The 17,576-nt window shown below is 32.8% G+C and carries 14 protein-coding genes and 1 tRNA gene; 3 read left to right on the top strand and 12 right to left on the bottom strand.

The window, feature by feature from the left end; translation table 11 throughout:
- The first annotated feature begins 36 nt into the window (after positions 1-36).
- Positions 37-309 (top strand): HU family DNA-binding protein, encoded by a 273-nt coding sequence (locus GN138_RS07715; protein ID WP_157363212.1) that lies wholly within the window; start codon positions 37-39, stop codon positions 307-309.
- A 142-nt stretch (positions 310-451) separates the two neighbouring features.
- Positions 452-1,006 (top strand): YqgE/AlgH family protein, encoded by a 555-nt coding sequence (locus tag GN138_RS07710; protein WP_157363211.1) that lies wholly within the window; start codon positions 452-454, stop codon positions 1,004-1,006.
- A gap of 37 nt (positions 1,007-1,043) precedes the next feature.
- Here the strand turns inward: GN138_RS07710 and GN138_RS07705 are convergent, their stop codons facing one another.
- Positions 1,044-1,895 carry an aminotransferase class IV gene (locus GN138_RS07705; protein ID WP_157363210.1) on the bottom strand — a complete coding sequence of 284 codons (852 nt, stop codon included), beginning with the start codon at positions 1,893-1,895 and terminating at the stop codon, positions 1,044-1,046.
- A gap of 67 nt (positions 1,896-1,962) precedes the next feature.
- Positions 1,963-2,355, bottom strand: coding sequence for an START-like domain-containing protein (locus GN138_RS07700; RefSeq protein ID WP_157363209.1), 393 nt, complete (start codon positions 2,353-2,355; stop codon positions 1,963-1,965).
- A gap of 149 nt (positions 2,356-2,504) precedes the next feature.
- Here GN138_RS07700 and GN138_RS07695 point away from each other — a divergent pair.
- A tRNA-Met gene (locus GN138_RS07695) sits at positions 2,505-2,578 on the top strand.
- A gap of 214 nt (positions 2,579-2,792) precedes the next feature.
- Here the strand turns inward: GN138_RS07695 and GN138_RS07690 are convergent.
- The 10 genes from GN138_RS07690 to GN138_RS07645 all read right to left on the bottom strand — a co-directional run bounded on the left by GN138_RS07690 (position 2,793) and on the right by GN138_RS07645 (position 17,574).
- A complete protein-coding gene (locus tag GN138_RS07690) occupies positions 2,793-5,666 on the bottom strand; it encodes a type I restriction endonuclease subunit R (RefSeq protein ID WP_157363208.1) in 2,874 nt (957 codons plus the stop codon).
- Positions 5,663-5,950 (bottom strand): GIY-YIG nuclease family protein, encoded by a 288-nt coding sequence (locus tag GN138_RS07685; RefSeq protein WP_157363207.1) that lies wholly within the window; start codon positions 5,948-5,950, stop codon positions 5,663-5,665. Before GN138_RS07685 ends, GN138_RS07690 begins: the two co-directional genes overlap by 4 nt.
- Positions 5,951-6,083: 133 nt before the next feature.
- Positions 6,084-7,619 carry a Fic family protein gene (locus tag GN138_RS07680; RefSeq protein WP_157363206.1) on the bottom strand — a complete coding sequence of 512 codons (1,536 nt, stop codon included), beginning with the start codon at positions 7,617-7,619 and terminating at the stop codon, positions 6,084-6,086.
- Between the two features lie 103 nt (positions 7,620-7,722).
- Positions 7,723-8,919 carry a restriction endonuclease subunit S gene (locus tag GN138_RS07675; RefSeq protein ID WP_157363205.1) on the bottom strand — a complete coding sequence of 399 codons (1,197 nt, stop codon included), beginning with the start codon at positions 8,917-8,919 and terminating at the stop codon, positions 7,723-7,725.
- A gap of 695 nt (positions 8,920-9,614) precedes the next feature.
- Positions 9,615-11,294: a type I restriction-modification system subunit M gene (locus GN138_RS07670; protein WP_157363204.1), complete on the bottom strand. Its 1,680-nt coding sequence runs from the start codon at positions 11,292-11,294 to the stop codon at positions 9,615-9,617.
- A gap of 176 nt (positions 11,295-11,470) precedes the next feature.
- On the bottom strand, positions 11,471-11,833 hold the full coding sequence (locus GN138_RS07665; protein WP_157363203.1) for a hypothetical protein: 363 nt from the start codon (positions 11,831-11,833) through the stop codon (positions 11,471-11,473).
- A gap of 103 nt (positions 11,834-11,936) precedes the next feature.
- A complete protein-coding gene (locus GN138_RS07660) occupies positions 11,937-12,083 on the bottom strand; it encodes a hypothetical protein (RefSeq protein ID WP_157363202.1) in 147 nt (48 codons plus the stop codon).
- 282 nt (positions 12,084-12,365) lie between these two features.
- Positions 12,366-14,672 carry a T9SS type A sorting domain-containing protein gene (locus GN138_RS07655; RefSeq protein WP_157363201.1) on the bottom strand — a complete coding sequence of 769 codons (2,307 nt, stop codon included), beginning with the start codon at positions 14,670-14,672 and terminating at the stop codon, positions 12,366-12,368.
- 104 nt (positions 14,673-14,776) lie between these two features.
- Positions 14,777-16,414, bottom strand: a complete 1,638-nt coding sequence (locus GN138_RS07650; RefSeq protein WP_157363200.1) for a tetratricopeptide repeat protein — start codon at positions 16,412-16,414, stop codon at positions 14,777-14,779.
- 155 nt (positions 16,415-16,569) lie between these two features.
- Positions 16,570-17,574, bottom strand: a complete 1,005-nt coding sequence (locus GN138_RS07645) for a PorP/SprF family type IX secretion system membrane protein (protein ID WP_157363199.1) — start codon at positions 17,572-17,574, stop codon at positions 16,570-16,572.
- Positions 17,575-17,576: the final 2 nt, after the last annotated feature.

Genomic DNA, 17,576 nt, shown 5'->3' with positions numbered 1-17,576 from the left:
TAAAATCGAATTTTTAACAATTTAAAATTAATATTTATGAACAAAACAGATTTGATCAACGGAATGGCAGAGAATGCTGGAATTACAAAAGCAGCAGCAAAAAAAGCATTAGACTCTTTATTAGTTGATATCGAAGGATCTTTACAAAAAGGTAACAGAGTATCTTTAGTAGGTTTTGGATCTTGGTCAGTTTCTAAAAGAGCTGCAAGAGAAGGAAGAAACCCACAAACAGGTAAAACTATCAAAATTAAAGCTAAAAATGTAGTGAAATTTAAGGCAGGTTCTGACTTAAGTAGCGCTGTAAACTAAAACATTTTTTGTTTAAAAATACAGAGCCTGCTCAATGAGCAGGCTTTTTTTGTTCTAATTTTATGGTTATAAGTTGTTTATTTAACAAAAATAAACTAGCTTTAATAGCAGAATTTTAAATAAAACCAATTAAAAGTATAAAATGAACAAGCCCGAAAAAGGTAATTTACTAATTGCTGAACCATCTATTATCGGAGACATTTCATTTAATCGTGCTGTCATCCTACTAGCTGACCATAATGCCTTTGGTTCTGTTGGTTTTATTTTAAATAAACCATTAGAGTACAATCTTAAAGATATAATTGAAGGTACGGAATCCGAGTTTAAAGTTTATAATGGTGGACCAGTAGAGCAAGACAACCTCTATTTTATTCATAAGTCACCAGATCTTATACCCAACAGCGTAGAAATATCTCATGGCATTTTTTGGGGTGGTGATTTTTCTGTTGTTATTAACCTTATTAATGAAGGTGCTATTTCTTCATCAGATATTAGATTCTTTTTGGGCTATTCTGGTTGGGATGAGCAACAATTAGATAACGAACTTAAATCTAATGCTTGGCTCATTTCAGAAAACATCTACAACAACGAAATTATCTCTAAACCTTGTAATTCTTTTTGGCGTGATAAAATGTTAGAGTTAGGTGGTGACTACAGTATTTGGTCTAATGCACCAGAAAACCCAAGTTATAATTAGTTTAAACAAATAAAAACTCAACTAATTACAAGTTAAATTATAATAATCTCAGTTTTGCATTAAGTTTTTTAACAAGGCTTTGCGCAAAATCATTCCCAAATTGTTTTTTACGATATTTTGTTATTGAAACAATACCTTTAATAACATTGGTAATAAATAACTCATCTGCTTTTTGCAATTCAAATGGACTTATAGACGCTTCTTCAATAGTAATATTAACATCTTTAGATAAGATTTCTAAAATTTGCTTTCTCATAACGCCCTTTAGGCAGCCATCTTCTAATGGAGGTGTTTTTATGTTGCCATCTTTGACTAAAAATAGATTTCCATTTAGAGCTTCTATAACACTTTTATTGGTATTTAATATTAAACAATTCTCAAAATCATTTTCCTTGGCATAAATACTTCCTATAACTTGTATGGCTTTATTGTTAGACTTTAAACCAGATAATAAGCCTGGTGCTACAAAATAATCTTTGTATAAATCTACAATATATTTAGCATCAGTATTTATAGTATAGAACGGATTATCATGTGGTTCTACACTAATATTGTACTGTACAATGGCATCTTTAGAAGGTGCGTATTTTCCTCCTACTCCTCTATCTACATTAAGTCTTACACGTGCAGCCGCTTGTAATAAATTATTAGCTTCTAACGTTTTTAAAATCTGCGCTTCTAAAAATTCCATAGTAAAATTCATAGGAATATCCATTCTTAAAATACGCATAGAAGACATTAGCCTAAAATAATGATCTTCCCAGAAGAAAATCTTACCATTTACAACTTTTAGAGTTTCAAATAAAGCATCTCCATAGTTGTAACCTCTATTATTTACTGTAAGTTTAGAGTTTGCTTCAGTTAGTAATGAACCGTTTAAATTAACCATAAAAAAATCTCGATTTAGTTTAAAAATTAAATCGAGACAAAGATATATTAGAATAACTATTTACAAGCTATCTAGACCCTAAAACTTGTTTGAGACTTGAAACTTGATTAGTCCAAAGCATTTTTCCTTCATCAATTTCATCATCTTCTGCAAAATCTATAATCATTAAAGAAACATCTTTTGTTATTTCGTCTACTTGAATACGCATTTCAAAATAACAAGATAGGCCATCTTCTTCATCATTTAGCCATCTAAACTTAACACGTTCTCCACTTTTTTTACTTAATAATTTTGCTTCTTCTTCTGACCCATCCCAAATAAATGTAAACATTTCTCCACGCGAATTAACGTTATCTGCAAACCATTCTGACAAGCCAGACGGTGTTGATATATAAGTGTATAGCAACGCAGGTGATGCTTGGATCACAAACTCCATTTCATATTTTTCTTTATCGTCCATAAATACTATAATTATGTGCTCAATATATACAATTTATGGCTTAGAATTGAAGATTAAATTAAAATTATTTTTTTTTAGATTTTATTGTTTGTCAGAGTAGATTTTGTTTTTATATTTGCAGCCGCATTTACCTATTGGTAATTAATAATGGCGAGGTAGCTCAGTTGGTTAGAGCGTCGGATTCATAACCCGGAGGTCACGAGTTCAAATCTCGTTCTCGCTACAACAGTAAAAGTCTAGTACAAACGTACTGGACTTTTTTATATGTATTGCTAAAACTTGCTTTATAGCAAAATGTACAAAAAAAAGACGGCAACAATACCCTAGTATTGTAGGCTTTTACTATTATATAGCTTCCCTAAAAAAGATTATGTAAATCTCTACCGCGCTACAACAGTAAAAGTTTAACTAGAAAGTAAGCGTATAAAATTAAATTTCTACCCTGTCATCCCTTCTAAAAACACTTGTACAAACTCTTTCATTTTTAAAATGATGCGTTCGCCTATTGCTCTTGCTTTTAAAATGCTTGGTCTGTTATCTAAACATTTAAAAACCTCATCGCGTATAGGTTCTTGTCCGCTATATACGTAGCTTTCTATTAAAGCATTAAATTGTTGTTGGTCTAAACCTTCGTCTTCGCATAGTTTTGATAATGCCATGACTTTTTCTTGTTGCCAGAACTTTTCAAATTCGTCGGGTATATCATCAGGATTTTCAATATGTGGTAAGTTTTCTTTTATAAACTTCTCTATAAGCTCTCGCTTACTTCGTAACTCTACTTCACCTCCTAACAAGTCAATAATAGCTTTTTTCTGTGCTTTAGCTTCCGATGGTTTTAACGCTTTTAATTTAGCTAATAGCTGTAAAATATAAGCGACATTAATTTCGTCGCGATGAATTAGCTCCAACTCAAAATCAATATCATCAAGAATTGATGTTTTTTGTTTTTGCCTATCGGTTTTTACTTTATCATGTAAATCCAAGTATTTACCCTTAAAATCCTCAAAAGTTTGTTCGTCAATACCCAAATCATCCCAATCGAAATCCACATAAGATTCTAACACGTTTTTAGCTCGTAATAAGCGCCTAAATGCTGTAACAAATTCTAGTTCTTGGTTTTCATCACGCAAATCGTCAACACTTTGGTAGGTTGGTGTAATTTGAAGTAGGTTTTTTAAGGCTTCATCAAATTTTGAAGCAATAGACTCATAAGGTGGTAAAATGATTTCTTCTTTGGCTTCTTTATTAGAAAACAACGTGATGGCTTCATCTGTAGCGCCTTTTAAATTCCTGAAGCAAATAATATTTCCTTGTGATTTTTGTTCACCTAAAATTCGGTTGGTTCTAGAAAAAGCCTGTATTAATCCATGATACTTTAGATTTTTATCGACATAAAGCGTATTGACCTTTTTTGCATCAAAACCCGTTAACATCATATTCACCACAATAACAATATCTAATCGATCTTTATCTTTAAATGATGTTTTCTCTCGTTCTTTTAAACGCTTACTAATATTTTCAAAATACTTTTGAAACTGCTTACTGTCTTTGGTAGAAAAGCCAGTATTATACATTTTATTATAATCGGCAATGTATTCGTCTAACTTTTCTCTAGTATGCTTACCATAAACTGCTGTAGGTTCTGCTGCTGCATCATAGTCATCTTCTGTATCTGGTAAATAATCTTGTGCTGTTTTACTGTCTTCATTAGCACCATAAGAAAATATGGTTGCTATGCGTAAATTGTGTTCTCCTGTTTCTTTTTTACGCTTAAAAATATCGTAATATTTTATTAAAACATCAATACTACTTACTGCAAATAATGCTGAATAGGCTTTATTAAAGGTTTTAGAACTATGATAGTTAATAATGTAATCGGCTATCTTTTCTAAACGTTTTTCATCTTGAAACACTTCTGCTTTATCAATATCTTCTACTTCAATATCTACAAAGGTGTTGCTTTTTTGTTTGTATTTACCAATGTATTCTATACCAAACTTAAGTACGTTACCATCTTTAATAGCATCTGTTATCACGTATTTGTGCAAACATTTGCCAAATAAATCTTTGGTGGTGCGTTTACCTAAATCGTTTTTTGATGCATTATCGGCAAAAATTGGTGTTCCTGTAAACCCAAATAACTGACTGTTTGTAAAATAGTTGGTAATTAGTTCGTGCGTTTTACCAAATTGACTGCGATGACACTCATCAAAAATGATAACAATACGCTGGTTTTTTAATACAGATAATTGGTTTTCATAATGCGTTTTTGATATGGCGTTGTTTAACTTTTGTATGGTGGTTAATACCAATTTAGATTCGTCTGTAAGTTGTTTTACTAGACTACTGGTATTATTAGTAACATCTACACTATCTTTTTTAAAGCTGTTAAACTCTTTCATAGTCTGGTAGTCTAGATCTTTACGATCTACCACAAACAACACTTTATCTACCTGTGGTAAATCCATTAAAATCTGACTCGCTTTAAAAGAGGTTAAGGTTTTACCAGAACCTGTGGTGTGCCATACATAACCGTTATCATTACTCGTTTTTACTCGCTCAACTAGACGTTCTACGGCGAAGAATTGATACGGACGCAACACCATAAGTATTTTATGGGTTTCGTTACGTACTATGTACTTGGCAATCATTTTACCCAAATGATCGGGATTTAAAAACGAAGCCGCAAAATCTGTAAGCTCTGTAATGTTTTTGTTGTTTACATCGCTCCAAAAGAAGGTTTGTTTTACCGATTGCAACTCGTTATTGGCTAAATATTTAGTATTAACACCATTACTAATTACAAACAATTGCACGTATTGAAACAACCCATTATTACTCCAAAACGTGTGTTTTTGATAGCGGTTTATTTGATTAAACGCTTCTTTAATTTCTAAACCACGACGTTTTAACTCTATTTGTACCAGAGGTAAACCGTTTACTAAAAGCGTTACATCGTAACGGTTTTTATAAACACCTTCTTGGGTAATTTGGTTAGTGACTTGAAATAGATTTTTAGACCAATCTTCGCTATTAAAAAACTGAATATAAGTAGGCTCACCAGCATCGTTAGTAAACTGAAACCTGCCACGTAAGGTTTTGGCTTTGTCAAACACATTACCTTTTGCTAAGTGGTTTAAAATGGTTTCAAACTCTTTGGTAGAAAACGTTGTGTTATTAAATACTTCTAATTGTGTTTTTAAATTACCAACCAAAGCATTGCCATCGTGTATGGTAATGTTTTGGTAGCCTAAACCAACTAATTGTTTAATGAGGTTGTTTTCTAATTGTGCTTCAGATTGTTTACTCATAATTCATTACATAAATCTAACCACTCAGGATTTATACTTTCTATTAATGCTATTTTTTTTGCTCTACTTCCTGCTTTTAATTGCTTTTCTCTACCTATGGCGTCGCCTATTATTTGGTGCGCTTCGTAATACACTAATTTACCCAAATTATATCGTGCCGTAAAGGCTTTAGGATACTTTTTACACTTATGTTCCTTAACACGTCGCTCTAGGTTGGAAGTGACACCTACATACAGCGTTGTGTTATTTTTATTGGTCATTATGTAAACGTATCCTGGTTTCATAGCGTCATTTTTTTACGTCATTGCGAGGCACGAAGCAATCTGTTTACTGTTAGTACTCCGCAAAATGAGAGTGCTTCTCTACGTTCGCAATGACGGTTATTGTAACACGCTTTTTTTTGCAACTCCATGGTCATTACTCAAAAAATAGGTCTTTATAAAATTGTTGTATTTCTTTTACCTCATTTTCTTTTAAGGCAGAAAATTCTTTTTTCAAAGCGCGTTGTGATAGTATACCATTATTTTGCTCTAAAAAACGAACTAATAATGCTACCAAGTTGTCTGGCATCTCATATTTATTATCTATAAAATGTTTAAACTCATCATATTTTAATAAATAATTCACCTCTTGTGGTATTACACGATTTAAGGTATCTGCCACACAATCATATAAAAACTCAGCTTGTTTTGTGGCATCGAAATAACGGTAAAAATCTATGGTATCATTTAAGACTTCTACATTATGCCCTTCTGTTTCTTTCCATTCTATAAAGTCCAGCAATGGATGCGAATAACTTTCAAGCGTCAATCTATAATCATCAATATGGTCTAGAATGGATGCTGATACGGGAAAAATAACTCCTTGTTGTGAAAATGCTTTTTTAGATAACACATGATGTATTAGGTATCTATGTAAACGTCCGTTACCATCTTCAAAAGGGTGTATAAATACAAAACCAAATGCTATGGTTGCTGCTGCTAAAACCGCATCATAGGTTTCGTCTTGCAATAATTTGTTGGCATTTACTAAACCCTGTAATAAAGTCTCTAAATCTTCATGCTTTGCAGATATATGTTCTGGAATGGGTTCTCCTGTATGTCTATCGTGTTCTCCTACAAAACCGCCTTCTTGTCGCAACCCTAGTTTTAAAAACCTAGCACTTTCAATAACAATTTGCTGTAAACGTTCTAGCTCTTCTATACTTAAGGGCTTGTTACCAGCTTGCCCGATAGCTTTTCCCCAACGCATGGCTCTATTAGTTGTTGGATGTTCTTGTTCTATAGTAAATGATGCCTTTGAATCTTTTAACACTAAAAATGAAGCCGCGCGTTGCAATACATCGGCATGTGTAGTATTTAAATAGGTGTTTTTTTGTTCGGAAAGGTTAGCCTTTATATAACTATCTAATTTGTCTGTTTTAAACACCAACGGACAAAATTCATTAGTTCCTGGAAGATTATTTGTAATTCTATGACGGGAAGATTTTGTACCTGTAATGGCGTATTGTAATTTTTTGTCTAATAAGGGTACATAATTACCAGTTGATAAATCTGGGATATCAAGTTGTTCCTCTAGTAACCACTCATATAAAAACCAAAGTTTCCTGCTATACTGACCAAGTGTCTCGGATGCAATTATTTCAGTTATTAGTGCTTTATCAATGGCAACAAATAGCTTTTTTAATACTAATAAATCTACACCTTCATATTTTAAAGCAAATACCAGTTGTTTGTATAAATTGTTTTCTGGTTCATGTCTAGGTGTAAATACCTGCCAGTGTGTTGTGGTATAACGACGTTTTTTAGTACTTATGAGAGATAATGTTTTAGGCAATGGCACTGGTAGGTGATGCGCTTCAATGATGGCGCCATAGCCTACTAATGTACCTGTTTCTGGTGCTTGCCTGCCGTGAAAAACACTTATTTCAAGTGAATAATGCTTATTATTCATAGTTTATGGTGAAAAACATTTATTCTCAAATATAGGTGAAAAACACTTACAGCTGGTAAAAAACATTTATTTTTTTAATATTTTGGTGAAAAACGTTTATTATTTACACAAACATTTGCTGCAACAGGCCTTTTTTAAACTGTTGTGTGGCTTCTATTTGCTGGGTAACGGTTTCTATTTTACTATCTATAGCGCTTAAATAATTGGCTATTTTTTGTTGTTCTTCCATACACGGCAATTGAACATGGCAATTTCCAATTTCTCCCAAATTTATTTTCTTTGGAAAAGCTACATGAATTGTCCGTTTCCACAATTCCCGTTGGAAACTATCTGATGAAATATGCTGGTTTAAATAACTAGGATTTAAACTTTTATTTTGCTTCAACAATGCTAAACTCACATAAAAAGATGCTTTTACATCCCAATCAATTAATCTTGAGGTACCAATATCACCAATGCGAGTCATTAATATATCACCTTTTTCAAGCATGACTCGTTTATTTTCTTTTTCAAAAACCTCATCAGATATGAATTTTGTATTAATAAATTGATTTGATGTTACATGTTCAACACTATAGAAAGGGATACCTTCACTTACATAATTTGGTGTCTGATGTGTACCATCATAATACTTCAATACCTCACCCAACTTCTTCTCTTCCCAATCTGGGTAATCACTACCATCATCTTTTTTAAAGCGTAGTTGTTGACTAAACAGTTGTTGCATAACGCCTTTTTTGTACTGCGCCAGCAGCTCCTTTTTTTGGTTGAGTTGCTGTAGTTTGCTATCTACTGCGGTTAAAAATTGGGCTATTTTTTGTTGTTCTGGTAGGGATGGGAAATACTCCTTCATTTTAGCAATCATTTCCATTCTAACAGAATCGACAGAGTTTTTTGCACTTAACCTATATACTCTTCGATAAAATTTTTCGGCAAACAAGTGATATGCAAACTTTCCAGAAAAATTATTGTGAAAAGTATGAAGAGCATATACTCTTTGATGATAATCAAACTTTCCGTTTATATAATGAAAATTTTTACCTACACCTACACCATCACCGGACGTTAAAATTGCTTCACCATCAAAAGAAAAAGTATCAATTCGCTCAACAGTATTTGACCTCACAAAGAATGGGTATTCGCCTTCATCTTTTCTATCTTGAGTATCTCTTCCTCCTGTTTTAATTATGCATATTTCATCAAATTCTTTCTCTTTCCACTCATCATCAAATTCCTTAAAACGTAGTTTTGGTACGCGCCTTTTTGTTGTAGTTATATGTTTGTTATTTACTGCTGCCATTTATAGGTTTGTTTGGTTTGCGTGAGGGATAGCAATGGATATCCTTTTTGTGAGGTACGAGCAAAAAGATTGTAATGTATAGCCCGACCCTTGGGGCACGCCCAAAAAGGTTAGCATCTCGATACAATTTGCTCGTACCTCACAAATCACTCGATGTGACGGTTTTGAGATACTATTTGCTCGTGCTTCACAAATTGCTTGATGTGACGGTTTGTAATAACTTCTTGCTTTATGTTTTGTTGTTTTGTTCATGTGGTTATTGTGGGTGCATCTCGATACTATTTGCTCGTACCTCGCAAATCACTCGATGTGACGGTTTAAAGATACTATTTGCTCGTGCTTCACAAATTACTTGATGTGACGGTTTGTAATGACTTCTTGTTTTATGTTTTGTTGTTTTGTTCATGTGGTTATTGTGGGTGCATCTCGATACTATTTGCTCGTGCCTCACAAATCACTCGATGTGACGATTTTGAGATACTATTTGCTCGTGCTTCACAAATTACTTGATGTGACGGTTTGTAATGACTTCTTGTTTTATGTTTTGTTGTTTTGTTCATGTGGTTATTGTGGGTGCATCTCGATACTATTTGCTCGTGCCTCGCAAATCACTCGATGTGACGGTTTTGAGATACTGTTTGCTTGTGCTTCTCAAATTACTTGATGTGACGTTTAAACTATACTTTTCGTAATGACTAAAACGGTGTGTTTATTCCTAATTGTTTACAAAAGCCTGTTATTACTTCGTCTGTGCTTTCCATCTCTTTTTCTAGCTGTTGTAATTGCTGTGATACGGCTTGTAGGTTTACAGGTGCTTCTTCTTCAAAGGTGTCTACATAGCGTGGTATGTTTAGGTTGTAATCGTTTTCTTTTACTTCGGTTAAACTGGCTACGTAGCTGTATTTGTCTATGTTTGCCGGATGGTTGGTGTTATCGGTATTGTTTGCACTTCGACTGCGCTCAGTGTGACTATTATTGTTAAGAGTATTGTTTGCACTTCGACTGCGCTCAGTGTGACAATAAGTTCTATATGTTGAAACTATTTTATCTATATGTTCTGGCAGCAGTACGTTTTGGGTTTTTACTTTTTCAAAATGGTTACTGGCATCTATAAATAGGATGCTTCGACTGCGCTCAGCATGACATATCGAGCGGTCTTTTTTAAGTACTAAAATACAAGTTGGTATACTGGTACCGTAAAAAATATTTGCTGGCAGACCTATTACGGCATCTAGCTGGTTGGTGTCTGCAATAAGGTATTTACGTATGTGACCTTCGGCAGCACCACGAAACAAAACGCCGTGTGGTAATACGCAAGCCATAGTTCCGTTAGTGTCTAACTGGTAAATCATGTGCTGTACAAACGCAAAATCGGCTTTACTTTTGGGTGCCATTTTTCCGTATGGTGAAAAACGCTCGTCGCTTATTATAGCATCTGGATTCCATTTTGCAGAAAACGGCGGATTTGCCACTATGGCTTCAAACTTAAGCTCGCTGTGTACTGGCGATGGGTTGACTAGCGTATCTTCATTATAAATATCGAAACGTTTGTAATGCACATCGTGCATAATCATGTTCATACGTGCTAGGTTGTACGTGGTTGGGTTGCTTTCTTGCCCGTAAAAAGCGCCAACTTCGTTTACTTCTTTTGCCACACGTAGTAGTAAGGAACCCGAACCACAGGTTGGGTCGTACACGCTTTTAAGTCGGTTTTTGTCTGTTGTGACTAACTGCGCTAGTATTTTAGATACTTGCTGTGGTGTATAAAACTCGCCTGCTTTTTTACCTGCGCCACTGGCAAATTGCCCAATAAGATACTCGTAGGCATCACCTAGAATGTCGCTTTCGGCATTATCTACATCAAAGTTAATGGTTTCTAAACGGTTTAGTATTTTTACTATAAGTTCGTTTTTGGCTTCTTCAGTCTTACCTAGTTTGCTACTCGTTAGGTCTAAATCTTCAAAGAGGTTACCAAAATCGTCTTCGCTCTCGCTACCCATTGTGCTTTGCTCTATGCTAGTGAGTACTTTTTGTAAATCTTCGAGTACAAACTTGTTAACTCCACCAGAATTACCACGTTTTGCCAACTCGCTAAACAGTTCGGTTGGCTTTAAGAAATAGCCTAAAGCGTCTAACGCATCGGTACGCAAGGCATCTATAAGTGCTTCTTCTTGCTCATGACCCATTACTTCATCATAAGTTAAGCCATCTGGCGCTAGTGCTTTGTTAGCGTGTAGCGTCATTTTACGGCTTAGGTATTTGTAAAATATAAAGCCTAGTATGTAGTCTCTAAAATCGTCGGCATCCATATTACCACGAAGGTCGTTGGCGATGTTCCAGAGGGTTTGATGTAGTTGTTGTTGGTTTTCGGACATTTAAATAAAATAGTGTGTGTTTGTACCTTCAAAAAAAACTGAAGGTATATTAATTATAATTAGGAAATTAATTAAGGGAGTTTAAAGGTAAGAAAAGCCCTTGTTTGTGCAAGTGTTTAATAGTACATTTTTTCTGATTTTTACCTAAAAAAATATAGCAACTGTAATAAAATTACTTAATTAATTGCAATACTACTAGAGGTCCCTATTCTAAAACAACGCTCACTACCTAAATAAAGTGGGTTGCCGTGTTTTTCGGACCAAAAACCATCTAGCACATCTTTAGTAATGCATTTGTAAACGACAACGCCTTTAAAAGTTTCGGTATTGTAACCTTTATAATTAAAATTAATGACTAGGATATTATCTTTAAAAAAACCGGTTCCAAATTGTTCTTGAGTAGAATTGATTACCCAGTGCGCAACTATTCTGTTGTTAGAATCTAAGGTTAAATTTAACGTGCCTTGGTAGGCAATGCCATCTTCATTTTGGTTACTACCGATAACATTAAATTGTCCTACTAGTTCTGATAATTCCATTAGTGTAAAAATTTACACAAAACTAGCGGTTATTAATTGAAGAATTAATAATGGTGAGAAAATAAAAACGTAATTTACATGCTAACTTAAAACACAGATGTGTTTAAATAAACATAAACAAATCATCATCTCCAGAATACGATTTAGTTGCTAAAGTTTTAGTCGTTGTTTTAGTTGAAGTTACAGCCTTTTTAGATGATCTAAATTTAAATCCTTGTAACTTATCTTTAAGTTCTTTTATAGTTTTCATAGCCCTCGTTTTTAATGTTACTAAAGATACGTTGAAGAAATCTATTTTGGACGTCCAAATACCCTAAAAACCTATTAAAAATCAATTAGTTAGCATTTTCTTAACATTATAGTCGCAATCTTGTAAACTTTGCAGATAAACTGCTTGTTTTATTCGATTAAAACCAACATTTCTTATCATAAACATTAAAACATGTCTTTATAAAAAACCAAAACCCTCATTAACTTGTAACTTGGGCTTTGATCGCTATTAAGGGTAAGGGTAAATTGGGGGTAACTATTATTATTCTCTTACAATTTTTTTAAAATTTACTTTGTTATTACTGTCTTGTACGCGCATTAGATAAATACCAGATGAAAAACTAGAAATGTCAATTGTTGATGCACCAATAAATTCTTTTATCATTTTACCTGTTAAACTATAAAGTGTTATCCGGTTTATATTCGCATTTTTCACATCAATATTTACAATATTTGAGGAAGGGTTTGGAAAAACTGAAAGCATTTGTTGATCAGATGCAATTTGAGGTAAACCTAAAGCATTTATATCTAACGTGAATTCCATTAATCCTAAATCCGCAGTACCAACATACGCAATAACGGAATCTGCATTAAAATAATAAGATGATGATGATGCACTTACATTTAATAATAAATCATTACTTATAGTTTCCCAATTATCTCCACCATCTGTAGAGTAATACATATGAAATAATGAAACTTCACTACTGTAAGTAGAAGCCAATATAACGCCTTGGCTTTCGGTAGAAAATGCAACATTATGAACTATACTGGTTGTTTTTTGATTCCATGTAGAACCAGAATCAGTAGAGATAAAAACACCAGAGGTTGTAGCTAAAGCTAAATTATTAGAGTTTAATGGGTCTTGTTGTAAATCGTAAATTAAATCGTTTGCTGTTAAGGTTTCTAGTCCTGCGCTACTATTAACCCAAGTAGTACCATCGTCATTTGTGTAATATACCTCTGTACCAATGGCAACTGTAACTTTATCTGTGTTATCTATTAAAATTCCATTAATATAATTTAAAACAGGTAGTGAAACATCTGTTGCTTGTACATTATTAATATCTGAAAAATCTACTTTTTTCAAAATAGTTTCTGAGGGATCATAACCAGCAAAAGCCGCTAAAACAGTTTCTGTATTAGTTGGGTATGTTGCCAATGCTGTAAATCTATTAGTAAATAAACTATAAAGTTGATTTTGCGTATTACCATTATCATTACTAACCGTTAAGCTACTGCCTACAAAACCAGAATTTAAAGTAAAGATACGATTAGGTGTTATCTGATCTACAAAATAAGGCGCACCTCCACCGTTAGAAAAATAATTTAAAGGAACAATGTTATATGCCGTATCTGTACTGGTTAATAAATCTCTATGAATATTACCAAATTGTACGCCATAATATAAAGACGAAACAGAGGCGTTTTTAAAAACAGCTGTCTTACCTGTACTTGCAAAATATGGATTTGGTATGCTTGCCACTGTTAATCCTCCATCGTTTGAAAATAAAGGTTTATAATTAGCACTTATTACAATTTCACTAGAGTTTTGAGGATTATAACTAGCATTTAAACCATAGTAATAACTTTCTGGGTCTTCATTTAGATATACCACATTTTGCCAAGTTACACCTGCATCTTCAGAAATTACCATTTCATTTTCCTCTAAAATAAGTATTTGTGAAGGGTTATTCTCATTAATTTTTATCGCAACAATATTATCTAAAATACCAGATGTCCACGATATAGGAACAATATTGAACGTACTTCCTCCATCTGTAGATTTATATACGTTTTCTGTTGTACTACCAAAACTAATTCCTGTACCTACATATATAGTTTGATTGTCTGTAGGATGAAAAGTAATTGGATCTAACACAACACCTGGTAATAATTCTGTAAAATTTTGTCCGGCATCATTAGATACAAAAAGGCCTCCATCTATATTTGTGCTTCCGTTTCCTCTAGTTAAAAATAATTTATTGGGATCATTAGGACTGATAGCTACTTTTTTTAAAAAAACGGTATCGTAATTATTGGTATAATAAATCATATCCCATGTAATGCCTCCATCTGAGGTGTAAAACGTTTTCCCCTCGGTATCAAAACCAACCGGATAATTGGTATCTACGAGCAAAATATCCATATTATTATCATAAAAATCATAAGAACTCACATAGGCTAAATCTAATTGATTAGGTAACGTAAATGTTTTTGTAATAGATGCCGTTGCAATATCATAGACTACGATTGCATTTTCTGTAGAGTTTCCCTTATAAACAGCAAATGTTAAAGCTGTACCGTCTGCCGACAGTTTCATTTGCTCAATAATTCCATTAGAGACCAGATTCATGGAATATAAAATGGACCAATTATTACCATTATCTTCAGAAACTAAAATATGGTTACCTAAAGTTACTGCGTATATTTTATTAGCAATATTAGAATCGTAGGTTAAATCAAAAATCCTACCATATGCACTAGAACCAGTAATCTCAATTTGAGAAAATGTTTGCTGAGAAGTAAAACAAACTATAAATAAGAAGAGCGTAATTGTTTTTTTCATAATTATTTTTTTGTGAACTTCAATATTCTTTCAAAATAATTACAAATGCCAAAAATTTAAAATAATTAATGCGACAGCATTAATAAAAAGTGTGACATAACAACTTAAATACTTGACAAATAACTATATAACTCAGAACTCTCTGTTAATCCCATTTTAAGACTGATGCGTTCTTTTCGCTTGCGAGAGGCCACTGCTGTGATATTAAAGAGTGAAGAAATTTCTTTATTTGTGAGATCCATATATAAATAACTTATATATCTGATGTCATTTGCTGTAAGTTCTGGGTGACGTTTTTTTAATTGAAATATAAAATTGTGATTGACTTCTTCAAAATGTTTTAGGAAATTTTCCCATTCACTATCACTTTTTAATAAATGGTTTAATTCTTTAACTTTTTTTGAAAGAAATGCATTTTTAGAAATTTCAACCTGACTAGATAAGGAGCTAATAATATCTTTTAATAATTCATTTCTACTTGAAATCTGAAGTGCTTTAGTAGCCAATTTTCGGTTACGTGCATCTATTTCATTCTTTAACTTTTCTTGTTCTAATTGCAATGTTACTTCTTGCGCTTGTAATTGCTGCTCTAATACTAAATTATCACTTTCTTTCTTTTGTAATTCTAATTCGATAATTTCCTTACTTCTGTGGTGTAATATCTTGCGTTGTTTATTCTTAATAAAACTATTTCTTAAAGCCCAAGAGATTAAAGCAATTATTAACGCGCATATGCCAAGTAATGTATAAAGTCTTTTACGCTCAATGGCTTGTAATACCTTATTTTGCTGTAATTCTTTTTTATAATTTGCAACTTCAAACTTTACCTTATTAGACTCATACAAACGCCCGTTTTTTATTTGATTTAACGCTTCTGTCATTGCAATTATAGAGTCTTTAGATATTAAAGCATCTTCTACTAAGCCTTGTGAACTGTATACTTTAGCCAACTGATTATAGGCCGAAATTTTAAATTCAGGGTTGTGAGCCGATGCAAGAGCACTTTTTGCGTAATTTATAGCTAATACTAATTTATTATTACGCTCAGATATATCTGAAAGCAGTATTAAAGTTTCAATTTTTTCTTCAGTTAACGCGCTATCATCTAAATGAGGTAGTATACTTTCGGCTAAAACCTTTGCGCCTGTAAAATCACCTTGTTTAAATTTATTATCTGCCATGGCTACATCTGCCAATATGGAAATTTCAGGATGCTCTGCAAGGCGTTTTTTACTATCTTTAAGATAACTAACAGCTACATCTAACTTATTTAGCTTATTAGCAACAATACCTAAATTTAAGGCATATAATCCAATTTTTAAACTCTCTTCATTGGCTACTGCTAGTTCATAAGCTTTTGTAAAATATTCTTCTGCCTTTTCTAAATCACCTTCTTTACTGTAAAGAATAGCGATATTATTTAAAACCGTCATTTCCTCATTTTCATCGAGATGCTTTATTGCAATAGTGTATGCTTCTAAATAATTATCTAATGCCTCACCATAATCTAGCATAGAATAATAATTAGCTCCTATATTATTTATTGCTAAAAATTGATGTCTATAAAGGTGGTTGTCTTCTGCTATAGCATTAACTTCAGTCAATAATTCTAATGACAGCGAATAATCCTTATTATTACGTGCAGTAATGCCTTTTAATATTAAGCTATCTAACTTCTCTGCAGTTTGTGCACCTAATAACGTACTGCTAAAAAAAATTAAAACTTTAATAAAAAACTTCATACTTAATTTAAAACCGGGATAATTAAGAGATTAATTAAAATAGCTGAGCTAGAGGTAAAAAAAAATCTCTATTTACACAAATGTTGAAATAACTTACAAATAAAACAACCAAATTCTAATTAAAATTTGAAGTAAAGTATTTTTAATTTGTCTATTTAACGTTTGCGGCTGCGATCTGTTGGACAATTTCGACAACGTGACATGTAGGTTACTGAAAACTCATAAACACCATTTGTTCTACCAATTTTTGAGATGTTGGCATCATAAGAAAGGCCAAATCTAAAATTAGTATACTCTAAACCTAGAAATCCATTTACTGAAGTTAGCAAATGACTGTTATCATCGTTCTGTGCAGGATTTGAAGCAGCAGTAAGGCCAAATAAAAACTGATTTACTTGAAATAATGACCCAATATCTAATCGGTTATACTCTCCTTGTTGCATATAATTTACCGTCATCATTATTCTATAATCATTTAAGAAAGGAAACCTATAATTACCATGCACTGAGTAAAAAATATCTAAATCTACATTTTGATCCCTTACAAATGCAATATTGGGACGATTTAAATGTTTTGCAGAAAAACCAAACCAATACGTTTGGTTATTGTAGCCTTGTTTTTCAAATACAAACCCTGATGACACATCAAAAAAAGCAACATTCTCTGTGTTACTACCAAATGGATCAACGGAATTTGGATTTATTGTTCCATTATAAATATTAATTTGGTCACCAAGTGTTAAACTATTAAAGCGTAAATCTTTTATACCAAAACCAACCTCTATTGCTGGTCTAAAAAACCATCCACCATTTAAATTAACACGATGCATGTAATTAACATTAGCCTGATAAAAATTGTAATTAGTAGCAGATTCGTTTTGCCATAACGCGTTAAACCCAAAGGCATGACCAGAACTGTATCTACTTTCGTAAGATTTATTAATAAAAAAATACTGCGTACTAACCTTTAAATTTAAATTTGGCCATTGCGTTCTACTTAAAACACCTGCACTAATTCTATCATTATCCTCAAAACCAGAAAATCCAGGATTTAAGGTTTCTTGTATATAGTTAGACTGCGTAAAAACAGGGTCTTGAGCATGTGTTATACACACAAATAAAACCGCTACTATAATTGTGAATTTTGCTTTAATTGTCATTC

The organism is Winogradskyella endarachnes (assembly GCF_009741275.1).
Classification (GTDB): Bacteria; Bacteroidota; Bacteroidia; order Flavobacteriales; family Flavobacteriaceae; genus Winogradskyella; species Winogradskyella endarachnes.
This window is presented reverse-complemented; position numbering and strand designations above follow the sequence as displayed.